The sequence below is a fragment of the Pseudomonas wadenswilerensis genome, from assembly GCF_900497695.1.
Lineage (GTDB): Bacteria > Pseudomonadota > Gammaproteobacteria > Pseudomonadales > Pseudomonadaceae > Aquipseudomonas > Aquipseudomonas wadenswilerensis.
In genome coordinates this window covers 817,157-831,588 of sequence record NZ_UIDD01000010.1, presented here as the reverse complement: position 1 = coordinate 831,588, position 14,432 = coordinate 817,157, and the positions used below count along the sequence as shown (strand labels likewise).

The window sequence follows — 14,432 nt, the reverse complement described above, 5'->3', positions numbered from 1 at the left end:
GGCCTCATCGCCGGCAACGCCGGCTTGTGTCTTGAGGTAGGAATAGAATCAGAAGTGAGAGCGGTGAATGGCAAGCTGTACGCCGGTAGTGCTTAAAGCACGTGTGGGAGCAAAGCTGCCATTCACCTCTCCACTCTGGCCCGAGCCCGAACAGTTGATTGAGCGCCTCTCGAATCACAAGCGTGGGCCAAGCCAGAGCGCTCTCACAACTGAGTGTAAGAGGGTTCAGCCATGTTGTCTTCTGTTGGAATCGACACTGCCAAAGCCACTTTAGAGATCTGCATCAAACCTCAGAAAATCCGCTTCGAAGTGGCCAACAACTCCGCAGGCTTCGAGGCGTTGCTTGAGCGTCTGAAGGACTTCAATATCAGCCGAGTGCTGATCGAAGCGACAGGCGGCTACGAGAAAGATGTGTTGATCGCCCTGGCCTCAGCAGGACTGGAAACCATCTGCATCAACCCAGCCCGTGCCCGGAAATTCGCCGATGCCATGGGTAAAAAAGCCAAAACCGACAAGATCGACGCCGAAGTCCTTGCGGACTTCGCTGCACACCTCAGCGTTCCTCAAAGCCAACCGATCAGCCCGGAACGCGAAGAGCTGCGCGAGTTGGTGAAGCAGCGCGCCCAATTTGTGCAGAGCCGTGATGACGACAAGCGGCGTCGCCAGCAATGTCGCTCGGCAACAGTGATGGCCCACTTCGATGAGCATATAGAGCAGCTGAAAGTGCTGATCAAACGCCTCGACGAAGAAATTGATCAGGCGATGGTGCAACTGGACGATACTAGGGCGCGTCAGTTATTGGCAGTGACCGGAATCGGTCGGGTAACCGCCGCAAATCTGCTCGCCTCACTGCCTGAACTGGGGCAGTTGGACCGCCGTCAGATCGCTGCTCTGGTGGGCGTAGCGCCTTACAACAACGATAGTGGTAGCCATCGAGGGCACCGCCAGATATGGGGTGGTCGGGCCCATGTAAGGCGAGTGCTGTACATGTCGAGCTGGATCATCATCCGTCACAACACAGAATTTAAAGCACGCTACGAAGCACTTCGGGCACGTGGCAAGTGCGCCAAGGTGGCACTCGTAGCTTGCATACGGGTGCTGATCGTCAGGCTGAATGCAATGCTGCGGGACAATACCCCTTGGCGAGAGCAAACAGCCTGATCAAGACAGTTGCTCCCACAGGTCCGGCCTATGCACAAATCCATTGTGGGAGCCGGCCTTGCCGGCGATGGGGCGCGCAGCGGCCCCCAGTCTCACAACGGCGGGGTCTGCTCGCTCGGCTTGGTCTTGTTCACGCCCGGCACATGCAGGTTGCTATCGGCCACCTGGCTGCCTTCAAGCTGCGGCTGGGTCACCCAGGTGAGAATGTCGTAGTAACGGCGGATGTTGGCGACGAAGTGCACCGGCTCGCCGCCGCGGGCATAACCGTAGCGGGTCTTGCTGTACCACTGCTTCTGCGACAGGCGCGGCAGCATCTTCTTCACGTCCAGCCACTTGTTCGGGTTCAGGCCCTCGCGCTTGGCCAGCTTGCGCGCATCGTCCAGGTGGCCGCTGCCGACGTTGTAGGCGGCCAGGGCGAACCAGGTGCGGTCCGGCTCCTCGATACTGTCATCCAGCTCGGATTTGACGTACATGAAGTACTTGGCGCCGCCGCGGATGCTTTGCACCGGGTCCAGCCGGTTGGACACGCCCATGGCCTGGGCGGTGCGCTGGGTCAGCATCATCAGGCCGCGTACGCCGGTCTTGGAAGTGACCTCGGCCTGCCACATGGACTCCTGGTAGCCGATCGCAGCCAGCAGGCGCCAGTCGACCTGTTCCTTCTTGGCCGAGGCCTGGAAGGCTTTCTCGTAGCGTGGCAGGCGCTGCTGCAGGTGCTGGGCAAAGGTATAGGCGCCTACGTAACCCAGTACATCGACGTGCCCGTAGTAGCGATCTTTCAGACGCTGCAAGGTGCCATTCTTCTGCACCTTGTCGAGAAACTCGTTGATTTCGTTGAGCAGGCTGTTGTCTTCGCCGGCGGCCACGGCCCAGCGCTGGTCGCGGGCGTCACCGAGGTCGAAGGCCACCCGTACCTTGGGGAAGTAGACCTGGTTCATCGCCAGCTCGTTGGAGTCGACCAGGGTCAGGTCGACCTGCCCTTCATCGACCATGCGCAGCAGGTCGACCACTTCAACAGCGTCAGATTCTTCGTATTCGAGCGCCGGATACTGCTTTTTCAGCTCGGCCATCTGCTCGGCATGGGTACTGCCCTTGAGCACCATGATCTTCTTGCCGACCAGGTCCTTGGCGTCAGTGGGCCGTGGGCGGCCGTTGCGGTAGATGATCTGCGGGGTGACTTCCAGGTACGGGTGGGAAAAACGCACCTGCGATTTGCGCTGTTCGCTGCTGACCAGGCCCGCTGCCGCCAGCACCGGGCCGGAAGGCTGGCCGAGCTGGTTGAACAGGTCGTCGAGGTTGTCGGCGGTCTCGATCTTCAGCTCCACGCCCAGATCGTCGGCGAAACGCTTGACCAGCTCGTACTCGAAGCCGGTTTCGCCGTTGCGGTCCTGGAAGTAGGTGGCCGGGCTGTTGCGGGTAATCACGCGCAGCACGCCGTCCTCCTTGACGCGCTCGAGGGTGCTGGGTTTTTCAACACAGGCACCGAGCATCAGGAAGAGTCCGGTTGCGATGAGCCATCTGGCGCACCGCTGGCGCAAAGCGGTTTGGGCGAACATAGGTTGCAGTATACGCAAAGGACCGGTTGCGCCATATCTCGACAACGGTTTGCTTGTCTGCTAGCGATCTTTGCATTTAGGGCGAAATGCAGGTCGAAATGGGTGGTTTTTTTTGACCCCCGAGTCCGCTTTGCCGGGCCGACATGCGGAGGTGTCGCAATGGCGTGTTTCGGGTGCCGGAAGCGCTGGAATTAGGCTAGAATGCACGGCCTCTAAGCACACCCCCTTCCTGAGGCTGTCCCGACGATGTTGATCCTGCGCGGCGCTCCTGCCCTTTCTGCCTTTCGCCACGGTAAGTTAATCGAGCAACTGAGCCAGAAAGTCCCCGCTGTTAGTGGTTTGTATGCTGAATTCACGCATTTCGCCGAGGTTGACGGCGATCTGAGTGCCGACCAACAGCAAGTGCTCGCGCGCCTGCTCAAGTACGGCCCGAGCGTACCGGTCCAGGAGCCGAGCGGCCGCCTGTTCCTGGTGGTTCCGCGTTTCGGCACCATCTCGCCCTGGTCGAGCAAGGCCAGCGACATCGCCCACAACTGCGGCCTGGAAAACATCCAGCGCCTGGAGCGGGGCATTGCCTACTACGTCAGCGGTGAGCTGAGCGACGCCGATGCCGCCGTCGTTGCCGACATCCTGCACGATCGCATGACCCAATTGGTGCTGAGCAAGCTCGAAGGGGCCGCCGGCCTGTTCAGCCACGCCCAGCCCAAGCCGCTGACCGCCGTCGACATCCTCGGTGGTGGCCGCGCCGCCCTGGAAAAAGCCAACGTCGAGCTGGGCCTGGCCCTGGCCGAAGACGAGATCGACTACCTGGTTACCAGCTTCCAGGGCCTCAAGCGCAACCCGCACGACATCGAACTGATGATGTTCGCCCAGGCCAACTCCGAGCACTGCCGCCACAAGATCTTCAACGCCAGTTGGGATATCGACGGCCAGAGCCAGGAAAAAAGCCTGTTCGGCATGATCAAGAACACCTACCAGATGCACAGCGAAGGCGTGCTGTCCGCTTACAAGGACAACGCCTCGGTGATCGTCGGTTCCGTGGCCGGGCGCTTCTTCCCGAACCCTGAAACCCGCCAGTACGGCGCGGTGCAGGAGCCGGTGCATATCCTGATGAAGGTCGAGACCCACAACCACCCGACCGCCATCTCGCCGTTCTCCGGCGCCTCCACCGGTTCCGGTGGCGAAATCCGTGACGAAGGCGCTACCGGCCGCGGTGCCAAGCCCAAGGCTGGCCTGACCGGTTTCACCGTCTCCAACCTGCGCATCCCGGGCTTTGAACAGCCATGGGAAAAGGCCTATGGCAAGCCGGACCGTATCGTCAACGCCCTCGACATCATGGTCGAAGGCCCGCTGGGCGGCGCCGCGTTCAACAACGAATTCGGCCGTCCGGCCCTGACCGGCTACTTCCGTACCTTCGAGCAGTCGATCAATACCCCGCACGGTGAAGAAGTGCGCGGTTATCACAAGCCGATCATGCTGGCTGGTGGCTTGGGCAACATCCGCGAAGATCACGTACAGAAGGCTGAAATCACCGTCGGCGCCAAGCTGATCGTGCTCGGTGGCCCGGCCATGCTGATCGGTCTGGGTGGCGGCGCGGCTTCGTCGGTCGATACCGGCGCCAGCTCCGCTGACCTGGACTTCGCCTCGGTGCAGCGCGAGAACCCGGAAATGGAACGCCGCTGCCAGGAGGTCATCGACCGCTGCTGGCAGCTGGGCGACAAGAACCCGATCGCCTTCATCCATGACGTCGGCGCGGGCGGTATTTCCAACGCCTTCCCGGAGCTGGTCAACGACGGTGGCCGTGGTGGCCGCTTCGAACTGCGCAACGTGCCCAACGACGAGCCGGGCATGGCCCCGCACGAGATCTGGAGCAACGAATCCCAGGAGCGTTACGTCCTGGCGGTGAGCGCAGGCGACTTCGAGCGCTTCCAGGCCATCTGCGAGCGTGAGCGCTGCCCGTTCGCGGTCGTCGGCGAGGCCACCGCAGAGCCGCACCTGACCGTTACCGACAGCCATTTCGGCAACACCCCGGTGGACATGCCGCTCGACGTGCTGCTCGGCAAGCCGCCGCGCATGCACCGTTCGGTGACTCGCGAAGCGGAGCTGGGCGATGACTTCGACCCAAGCACCCTGGAACTGAACGACTCGGTCGAGCGCGTACTGCGTCACCCAGCCGTCGCCAGCAAGAGCTTCCTGATCACCATCGGCGACCGCACCATTACCGGCCTGGTTGCCCGCGACCAGATGGTCGGGCCGTGGCAGGTACCGGTGGCCGATTGCGCCGTCACCGCCACCAGCTTCGACGTCTACACCGGTGAAGCCATGGCCATGGGCGAGCGCACCCCGCTGGCCCTGCTCGACGCTCCGGCGTCCGGGCGCATGGCAATCGGCGAGACCCTGACCAACCTGGCTGCCGCGCATATCGGCAAACTGTCCGACATCAAGCTGTCGGCCAACTGGATGTCGGCTGCCGGCCACCCGGGTGAAGATGCCCGCCTGTACGACACCGTCAAGGCTGTCGGCATGGAACTGTGCCCTGAGCTGGGCCTGACCATTCCGGTGGGCAAGGACTCCATGTCGATGAAGACCAAGTGGAGCGAGGAGGGCGCTGAGAAGAGCGTCACTTCGCCGATGTCGCTGATCGTCAGCGGCTTCGCCCCGGTGCTCGACGTGCGCAAGACCCTGACCCCGCAACTGCGCATGGACAAGGGCGAGACCGACCTGATCCTGATCGACCTGGGCCGTGGCAAGAACCGCATGGGCGCCTCGATCCTGGCCCAGACCCACGGCAAGCTGGCCGCAGTGGCACCGGACGTCGACGACGCCGAAGACCTCAAGGCCTTCTTCGCTGTGATCCAGGGCCTGAACGCCGACGGTCACCTGCTGGCCTACCACGACCGTTCCGACGGTGGCCTGCTGACCACCGCGCTGGAAATGGCCTTCGCCGGCCACTGCGGCCTGGACCTGGAACTGGACACCCTGACCAGCAAGCGCGAGAAAATCGCCGCTATCCTCTTCAACGAAGAGCTGGGTGCGGTGATCCAGGTGCGTCAGGACGCAACGCCGGACGTGCTGGCCCAGTTCAGTGCTGCTGGCCTGGGTGAAGACTGCGTCGCGGTGATCGGTCAGCCGATCAACAACGGCGAAGTGCTGATCAAGCTGGCCGGTGAAGAGCTGTTCAAGGGCGACCGTCGTCTGCTGCAACGCCAGTGGGCCGAGACCAGCTACCAGATCCAGCGCCTGCGCGACAACGCCGACTGCGCCGATCAAGAGTTCGACGTACTGCTGGAAGAAGACAACCCGGGCCTGAGCGTCAAGCTTGGCTTTGACGTCAACCAGGACATCGCCGCGCCGTACATCAAGAAGGGCGTGCGCCCGCAGGTGGCAGTGCTGCGCGAGCAGGGCGTCAACGGCCAGGTCGAGATGGCGGCAGCCTTCGACCGCGCCGGCTTCAACGCCATCGACGTGCACATGAGCGATATCCTCGCCGGTCGCGTTGACCTCAACGACTTCAAGGGCCTGGTGGCCTGCGGCGGCTTCTCCTACGGTGACGTTCTCGGCGCCGGTGAAGGCTGGGCCAAGTCGGCGCTGTTCAACGCCCGTGCCCGTGATGCCTTCCAGGGCTTCTTCGAGCGTACCGACAGCTTCACCCTGGGTGTGTGCAACGGTTGCCAGATGATGTCCAACCTGCACGAACTGGTTCCGGGCAGCGAGTTCTGGCCGCACTTCGTGCGTAACCGTTCCGAGCAGTTCGAAGCCCGTGTGGCCATGGTCGAAGTGCAGAAGTCGAACTCGATCTTCCTGCAGGGCATGGCCGGTTCGCGCATGCCGATTGCCATCGCCCACGGTGAAGGCCATGCCGAATTCGCCAGCGAAGAAGCCCTGCTCGAAGCCGACCTGTCCGGTTGCGTGGCCCTGCGCTTCGTCGACAACCACGGCAAGGTCACCGAGAGCTACCCGGCCAACCCGAACGGCTCGCCGCGCGGGATCACCGGCCTGACCAGCCGCGACGGTCGCGTCACCATCATGATGCCGCACCCTGAGCGGGTCTTCCGTACCGTGCAGAACTCCTGGCGTCCGGATGACTGGAACGAAGACGCGGCGTGGATGCGCATGTTCCGCAACGCCCGGATGTGGGTGAACTAAGGGTGTACAAGCTCGCCTTCTTCGTCCCGCCTAGCCATGTGGAGGTGGTCAAGGCTGCTGTGTTCGCCGCTGGCGGCGGGCGCATCGGCGACTACGACTGCTGCGCCTGGCAGGTGCTGGGCCAGGGCCAGTTCCGACCGCTGGACGGCAGCCAGCCGTTCCTCGGGCAGACCGGCGTGGTCGAGCAGGTCGAAGAATGGCGGGTCGAGCTGGTGGTGTCCGACCAGTTGATTGGCTCGGTGGTCGCTGCGCTAAAGCTCAGTCATCCCTATGAAACCCCGGCTTATGAGGTCTGGCAGCTAGCGGACTTCTAAGGGCTGAAAAAAAGCCGCGACCTGTGATCGGGTCGCGGCTTTTTTGTGTCTGCTCGGGCCTCATCGCGGGGCAAGCCCGCTCCCACAGTAGGAGCGGGCTTGCCCCGCGATGCTTTTCAGCCCTGCAACGACTGGCTCAAGGCCGCAGCACGCTTGCCCATCAACAGATGCCAGGTGCCATCCGTCAGCGGACTGACCCCCTGGCACCCCAGCGCCAGCAGGCGCTCGCGTGCCACCTTGCGCGCATCCTTGAACTCGATGCGCACGCGGGTCAGGGCCACGCACTCCACCTTCAGCAGATTATCCTTGCCGCCCAGGGCGCTGAGCCAATCGTCAGCGGCCATGGTTTCTGTCGCCTCGATTTTCGCTTGTGGCTGCTCAGCAGTGTTCGCCAGGGCATGTGGCAACTGGTTGCGAATCTCGTCGGCAATGGTATCGGCCAGCGGTCCGACCACCACCTGCAGGCTGCCACCGGAACCCGGCCGCACTACGGCCATGGCGCCGAGGGTTTTCAGCACGGCATCCTGAGCCAGGCTACGGTCTTTAAGCAGCAGGCGCAGACGGGTGGTGCAGGCGTCCACCGAGAGCAGGTTTGCGCCGCCGCCAAGGGCATCGATGTAGCGCTTGCCGCGTGGCGCGCTGCTGTCTGGGGCCGGCGCTTCTTCGCTGGGCTGATCTTCACGGCCCGGGGTTTTCAGATCGAAGCGGCGGATACAGAAGTCGAAAACAAAGTAGTACACCAGCGCATACAAAAGCCCTACCGGGAACACCATCCAGCCATTGGTTGAACGGCCCCAGCCCAGGGCCATGTCGATGGCGCCACCGGAGAAGGTAAAGCCCAGGCGGATGTTGAGCAGGTCGCAGAGTGCCATGGCCAGGCCGGTGAGTACGGCGTGGATCAGGTAAAGCATCGGCGCGAGGAACATGAAGGCGAACTCGACAGGCTCGGTGACCCCGGTCAGCGCCGAGGTCAGGGCCATCGACAGGAGGATGCCGCCGATCAGCTTGCGCCGCGCCGGCAGGGCATGGCGGTACATGGCCAGGCACGCAGCGGGCAGGCCGAAGATCATCATCGGGAACATCCCGGCCAGGAACTGGCCGGCCCGGGGATCACCGGCGAAATAGCGGCTGATGTCGCCGGTCACGGTCAGGCCATTGGCACCCTCGAAACTCCCGAAGACGAACCACACCAGATTGTTGAGGATATGGTGCAGGCCGGTGACGATCAGCAGGCGGTTAAGCACGCCAAAGAAGAACGCGCCGATGCTTCCGCTGTCGAGCAGCAGCTGGCCCAGGCTGTTGATGCCGTTCTGCAGCGGTGGCCAGATCAAGCCGAACAGCAAGCCCAGGCCAACGGCTGAAAGGCCGGTGGCAATCGGCACGAAACGCCGGCCACCGAAGAAGGCCAGGTACTCGGGCAGCTGGATGTCCTTGAAACGGTTGTACAGCGCGCCGCCGAGCAGTCCTACGATAATCCCGGCGAGCATGCCCATGTCGATGTGCGGGTCGATCACCTTGAGTGTCGACACCAGCACCAGGTAGCCGATGGCCCCGGCCAGGCCCGCCGTACCGTTGTTGTCACGGGCAAAGCCGACGGCGATGCCGATGGCGAAGATCAGCGCCAGGTTGGCGAAGATTGCATTGCCGGCGTCGTGGATCAGGGCGATGTCCAACAGGTCGGTGTCGCCCAGGCGCAGCAGCAGGCCGGCAATCGGCAAGATGGCGATGGGCAGCATGAGGGCGCGGCCGAGCCGTTGCAGGCCCTGAATGAAGTGCTGGTACATGGTGCGCTCCGGTTATTGTTCTGTGCTAAGTGGAGAGTGGCGTGGTTGTAGCGGCCGCGCATCAAAGTCACGGCAGGCCTGGCGCACCGCGTGGGCACTGGACAGACCCAGCGACTGCTGGCTGAAGGCGCGGCATTGCGTGCTGTCGAGCTGGCGCACGCGCTCCTTGATCTCGCCGACCTGCGGGGCGCTGACCGACAGCTCACTGACCCCAAGGCCGATCAGTACCGAAGTGGCCAGTGGGTCCGAGGCCAAGGCGCCACACACGCCGACCCAACGGCCATGACGGGCGGCGCCCTGGCAGGTGAGGTCGATCAGGCGCAGCAGCGCCGGGTGCAGGGCGTCGACGCGAGCCGCCAGGCCCGCGTGGTCGCGGTCCATGGCCAGGGTGTACTGGGACAGGTCGTTGGTGCCGATGGAGAAGAAGTCGGCGTGCTCGGCCAGGCGCTCGGCGAGCAGGGCGGCGGCCGGTACTTCGATCATCACCCCAAGTTCGGCGCGCTGGCTGATGCCCAGCTCGCTGGTCAGTCGATCCAGGCGCTGGCGGATCTCCAGCAGTTCATCGACCTCGCTGACCATTGGCAGCATGATCCGGCAGCGGCGCTGCGGGCTGACCTGCAGCAGGGCACGCAATTGCAGGTCGAGCAGCTCGGGGCGCAGCTGGCCCAGGCGAATGCCGCGCAGGCCGAGCACCGGGTTGGCTTCATGGGGCAGTGGCAGGTAGTCCAGTTGCTTGTCGCCGCCGACATCGATGGTGCGGATGATCACCGGGCGATCGCCCATGGCGTCGAGCACTGCCTGGTAGGCGGCGCGTTGCTCCTGCTCATCCGGAGCGGTGTGGCGGTCGACGAAGAGGAATTCGGTGCGCAACAGGCCGACGCCGTCGGCGCCCAGGGTCAGGGCCTGGGCGGCCTCGACAGCCGAGGCGACATTGGCGGCGACTTCGATCAGGCGTCCGTCACGGGTCTGGGCGCTGCCCTGGGCGGCGGCTTGCTGCTCATCGCGGCGTTGCTGCTGTTGCTGGCGAAGCTGCGCGACCTGGGCCAGGCGTTCGGTGTCTGGCGCGGTTTCCAGTCGGGCCTGTTCGCCATCCATGACCAGTACCTGGCCTGCCTGCAGGTTCATCAGCTCCGGGCCCAGGGCAACCAGGCATGGCAGCCCACGGGCGCGGGCGAGGATGGCGACATGCGAGGTCGCGCCACCGGCGACCATGCACAACCCGGCTACCGCGTGCTTGTCGAGCAGCAGCAGGTCCGAGGGCGTCAGTTCATGGGCGGCGACAATTGCCGAAGGCGGCAGGTTCAGCTCTCGGGTTTCGCCGAGCAGGTCGCGCAATACCCGTTGCTGCAAATCCTGCAGGTCGTTGGCGCGCTCGGCCAGCAGCGGCTTGTCGAGTGCCTTGAGGATCGCGCACTGGGCGTCGATGGCCTGGCTCCAGGCGTGGCTGGCGGCGGTGCCCTGGTCGATGCACTGGCGCGCGGCGTCGATCAGGGACGGATCGTCGAGCAGTGCCAGGTGCGCTTCGAAGATGGCTGCGGCGTCGCCCTGTTGCAGGTGCTGCAGGTCAGCTTCAATGGCGGCCTTGACGCTGGCTAGCGCGACGTTCAGGGCTTGATGCTGCGGGCCGGGTTGATGGCCGCCGGAGTCGTGCGGCAGGCGAATGGCATCCAGGCGTGCCAACGGGCCGCTGGCCAGGCCAGGTGATGCGCATACACCATTGAGAATGCCGGGCTCCAGGTTGGCGACGGGTTTGGCCTGGACGCTGACGGCAGGGCCGGCATGCTGTTCGCCGACGGTCGCTGTGGCGACTGCCGCCAACAAGGCGTGCAAGGCTGGCGTACTGTCGGCACCGCTGCAGACGATTTCGATTTCATCCTGCTCGCCCACCCCCAATCCCATGATCGCCACCAGGCTGTTGAGCGCGGCGACCTGGCCGTTGAAGTGCAGTTCGGCGTGGCTGGCGAAACCCTGGGCGGTCTGGCGCAGTAATGCTGCAGGGCGCGCATGCAGGCCGCCGTGATGGGCGACCTTGGTGCTACCGCGCACTGTCTCACCTGCGCTGGCAGCTTTGACTGCGCCGACGCCAGCGTTGGGAATGACATCCAGCAATGGCGCACCCAGGGCCACCGAACGGGTCGTGCGCGGCAGCAATCGGTATTCGCTGCTATTGCTCAGGATTATGACGGTGATCAGGCTGGTGCAGTGTTGTGCGACCAGGTCCAGGTCAAAACGAATCAGCGGCTGACCCCGTTCGACGCGCTCGCCATTGGCCACCAGCGCTTCGAAGCCGCGGCCCTGCAACTGTACGGTATCAAGGCCGATGTGCATAAGGATCTCGGCGCCGTTGTCGGCACGCAGGGTCAGGGCGTGCAGGGTTTTTGCCAGGTGAATGACGGTGCCGGCGCAGGGTGCCTGCAGGCAGTCGTTGAGCGGGTCGATGGCGATGCCATTGCCCAGGGTGCCGCCGGCGAACACCGGGTCGGGCACCTGGTCCAGTGGCAACAGGGGGCCTTCGAGGGGTGCATGGAGGGTGATGTTCTTGTTGTCGGGCATGCGCAAGATCCTCGGTGCCTCAGTGAGTTCGGGTCACTTTGCTCAGGTGACGGGGCTGGTCCGGGTCCATGCCACGCGCCTCGGCCAGGCCTGCGGCCATGACATAGAAGCTCTGGGTCGCCAGCAGCGGGTCGAGGCCCGGGTGGGCGGCGCTGCTCAAGGTCAGGTTGCGCTGGGGGATGTCCGCCGGTGCGGCCAGCAGCACTTTGGCGCCGCGCTGGCGCATGTCTTCGGCCAGTTGCAGCAGGCCTGCCTGTTCCACGCCACGAGGCGCCAATACCAGCAACGGGTAATGGGCATCGATCAGTGCCATCGGGCCGTGACGCACTTCGGCGCTGCTGAAGGCTTCGGCCTGGATTGCCGAGGTTTCCTTGAACTTGAGCGCTGCTTCCTGGGCGACGGCAAACCCGGCGCCCCGGCCGATGACCATCAGCCGCTGGCAATCGCGCAGTTGTTCGATGGCCAGGCTCCAGTCTTGCGCCGCTGCTTCGCGCAGTTGCCCGGGCAGGGCGAGGCCAGCCTCGAGCAGCGCCGGGTCTTGCTGCCAGTGGGCGACCAGGCGGGCGCTGGCGCTGAGGGTGGCGATAAAACTCTTGGTGGCGGCAACGCTCAACTCGGGGCCGGCGCACAGCGGCAGGCTGTATTGGCAGGCGCGTTCCAGCGGCGAATCCTCGGCGTTGACCAGGGCGACGCTGGTGGCGCCGCGTTCGCGCAGGGTTTGCAGGCTGTTGACCAGGTCCGGGCTCTGGCCCGACTGGGAAAAGCCCAGGGCCACCTGGCCGCGCACCTGCAAGGGCGAGTTCTGCAGGGTCACCACCGACATCGGCAGCGACGCCACCGGCAGGCCAAGCTGTTGCATGGTCAGGTAGGCGAAATAGCTGGCGGCGTGATCCGAACTGCCCCGGGCCACGGTCAGGGCAACCTGCGGTGCGAGGCGGCGCAGGTGTTCGGCAACCTCGGCGATACGGGCATCGCAACGCTCGAGTTGGGTCTGCACGACGGTGGCCGAGGCCAGGGCCTCGGCAAGCATTTTAGAGCTCAAGGTGTTCTCCTTCGACCATTACGCCGATCAGTTCAAGGTTGCGATCCAGGCTGACTGCGTCGGCCCAGCTACCGGCCTGCAGGCGTCCGCGCTCCTCCAGGCCGAGGTAGTCGGCGGGGAATTGCGACAGGCGCTGAGAGGCTTCGGCCAGAGGCAGGCCGATCTTCACCAGGTTGCGCAGGGCCTGGTCCATGGTCAGGGTGCTGCCGGCCAGGGTGCCGTCGGGCAGGCGCACGCCGCCCAGGCATTTGGTCACGGTGTGGCTGCCGAGCTTGTACTCGCCATCGGGCATGCCGGCGGCGGCGGTGGAGTCGGTCACGCAGTACAGGCAGGGGATCGAGCGCAGGGCCACGCGGATCGCGCCGGGGTGTACGTGCAGCAGGTCGGGAATCAGTTCGGCGTAGCGCGCATGGGCCAGGGCCGCGCCGACGATGCCCGGCTCGCGGTGATGCAGCGGGCTCATGGCGTTGTACAGGTGAGTGAAACTGGTGGCGCCGGCCTCAAGTGCCGCCACGCCTTCTTCATAGCTGCCGAGGGTGTGGCCGATCTGCAGGCGCACGCCACGCTCACTCAAGGCACGGATCAACGGCAGGTGGCCAGCGACTTCCGGGGCGATAGTGATCACCTTGATTGGCGCCAGGGCCAGGTAGGCCTCGACTTCCTCAAGCAACCCCAAGTGGGCGAAGTTCGGCTGCGCGCCGAGCTTGCCCGGGTTGATGTACGGTCCTTCGAGGTGCACACCCAGCACCCGCGCGCCGTTGCTGCGCGGCTGGCGGGCGTAGGCGCCGAGTTCGCCGAGCACCTGGGTCAGTTCTTCCTTCGGCGCGGTCATGGTGGTGGCCAACAGCGAAGTGGTGCCAAACCGGGCATGCGTACGGGCGATGGTGGCGAAGGCTCCGGCGCCCTCCATCACATCGCTGCCGCCGCCGCCGTGTACGTGCAGGTCGATGAAACCGGGCAGCAGGTAGGGCAAATCATTGCCCTGAGGATCGCACGGCTGGCCGTCGATGGCGGCGACGCGGCCGTCACGCAGCAACAGGCGTCCGCGTACCCAGCCCGTCGGGGTGAGTATGTTGTGTTCGCTCATGGGGGCTCCGCTAGCGTCGCAGCTCGGCGACAAAGTCGTAGTAGTCGTCGCGACAGTAGGTGTCGGTCAGTTCGATGGGGGTGTTGTCGTCGAGGTAGCCGACCCGGGTCATCAGCAGCATGGCGGTGCCGGGCTGGATGCCGACCCGTGCGGCCAGTTCGGCGCTGGCGTTGATCGCGCGAATGTGTTGCAGGGCACGCACCACCGGTTTGCCGATCTGGTCGAGATATTGGTACAGCGAATCGCCGATGGCTTCGGGGTTGCTCAGCAAGCGCGCGGGCAGGGTGCTGTATTCGACGGCCATGACGATGTCATCGGCCTTGCGCAGGCGCTTGAGGTGTACCACCTGTTCGTTGGGCGACAGGCCCAGGCGCACCAGCTCATCGGCCGACGGCGCGTCGACGCTGCGCTCCAGCCACTGCGAGCTTGGGGTAAAGCCTTTCAGGCGGAGCATTTCGCTGAAGCTCGACAGGCGTGAGAGCGGTTGTTCCAGGCGCGGAGTGATGAACGTACCAGAGCCCTGGATGCGGCGGATCAGGCCTTGTTCGAGCAGCACTTCCAGGGCCTTGCGCGCGGTAACCCGGGAGATGTCCAGGGCTTCGCTGAGACTTCTTTCCGAAGGCAGGGCCTGTTCGGCTTTCCACTGCCCGGCGTGGATGGCCTGTTCCAGATTGCGCGCCAACTGAAGGTAAAGCGGGGTGGCCAGGGTGTCGTCGGGGCGCAGGGCGGTCAACGGGGGCATGGCGGTGACTTCAGGTGGCGAGTGGTATTAAAAATTTAATACCACTTGCA

At 64.5% G+C, this 14,432-nt stretch carries 9 protein-coding genes; 3 read left to right on the top strand and 6 right to left on the bottom strand.

The window, feature by feature from the left end; genetic code table 11:
* Positions 1–231 precede the first annotated feature (231 nt).
* Entirely contained in the window at positions 232–1,161 is a 930-nt protein-coding gene (locus tag CCOS864_RS22805; protein WP_115088492.1) for an IS110 family RNA-guided transposase, read from the top strand.
* Positions 1,162–1,253: 92 nt separating this feature from the next.
* Here CCOS864_RS22805 and mltF read toward each other — a convergent pair whose 3' ends face one another.
* Positions 1,254–2,714 (bottom strand): membrane-bound lytic murein transglycosylase MltF, encoded by a 1,461-nt coding sequence (gene mltF, locus CCOS864_RS22800; RefSeq protein WP_115088491.1) that lies wholly within the window; start codon positions 2,712–2,714, stop codon positions 1,254–1,256.
* Between the two features lie 246 nt (positions 2,715–2,960).
* Here mltF and purL point away from each other — a divergent pair, with 246 nt between their 5' ends.
* Both purL and CCOS864_RS22790 read left to right on the top strand, forming a co-directional pair.
* Complete coding sequence (gene purL, locus CCOS864_RS22795; protein WP_115088490.1) at positions 2,961–6,860, top strand: phosphoribosylformylglycinamidine synthase; 3,900 nt, start codon at positions 2,961–2,963, stop codon at positions 6,858–6,860.
* Positions 6,861–6,862: 2 nt separating this feature from the next.
* Positions 6,863–7,174, top strand: coding sequence for a YqfO family protein (locus CCOS864_RS22790; protein ID WP_115088489.1), 312 nt, complete (start codon positions 6,863–6,865; stop codon positions 7,172–7,174).
* 116 nt (positions 7,175–7,290) lie between these two features.
* Here the strand turns inward: CCOS864_RS22790 and nagE are convergent, their stop codons facing one another.
* From nagE to CCOS864_RS22765, 5 genes are read right to left on the bottom strand one after another with little or no spacing between them, the layout of a single operon-like run.
* Complete coding sequence (nagE, locus tag CCOS864_RS22785; protein ID WP_115088488.1) at positions 7,291–8,958, bottom strand: N-acetylglucosamine-specific PTS transporter subunit IIBC; 1,668 nt, start codon at positions 8,956–8,958, stop codon at positions 7,291–7,293.
* 12 nt (positions 8,959–8,970) lie between these two features.
* A complete protein-coding gene (gene ptsP / locus CCOS864_RS22780) occupies positions 8,971–11,511 on the bottom strand; it encodes a phosphoenolpyruvate--protein phosphotransferase (protein ID WP_115088487.1) in 2,541 nt (846 codons plus the stop codon).
* A gap of 19 nt (positions 11,512–11,530) precedes the next feature.
* Positions 11,531–12,553, bottom strand: coding sequence for an SIS domain-containing protein (locus tag CCOS864_RS22775; RefSeq protein WP_115088486.1), 1,023 nt, complete (start codon positions 12,551–12,553; stop codon positions 11,531–11,533).
* Positions 12,543–13,640 (bottom strand): N-acetylglucosamine-6-phosphate deacetylase, encoded by a 1,098-nt coding sequence (gene nagA / locus CCOS864_RS22770; RefSeq protein ID WP_115088485.1) that lies wholly within the window; start codon positions 13,638–13,640, stop codon positions 12,543–12,545. The genes CCOS864_RS22775 and nagA overlap by 11 nt, the downstream gene beginning before the upstream one ends.
* Before the next feature lie 10 nt (positions 13,641–13,650).
* Complete coding sequence (locus CCOS864_RS22765) at positions 13,651–14,382, bottom strand: GntR family transcriptional regulator (RefSeq protein WP_115088484.1); 732 nt, start codon at positions 14,380–14,382, stop codon at positions 13,651–13,653.
* Between the last annotated feature and the right edge of the window lie 50 nt (positions 14,383–14,432).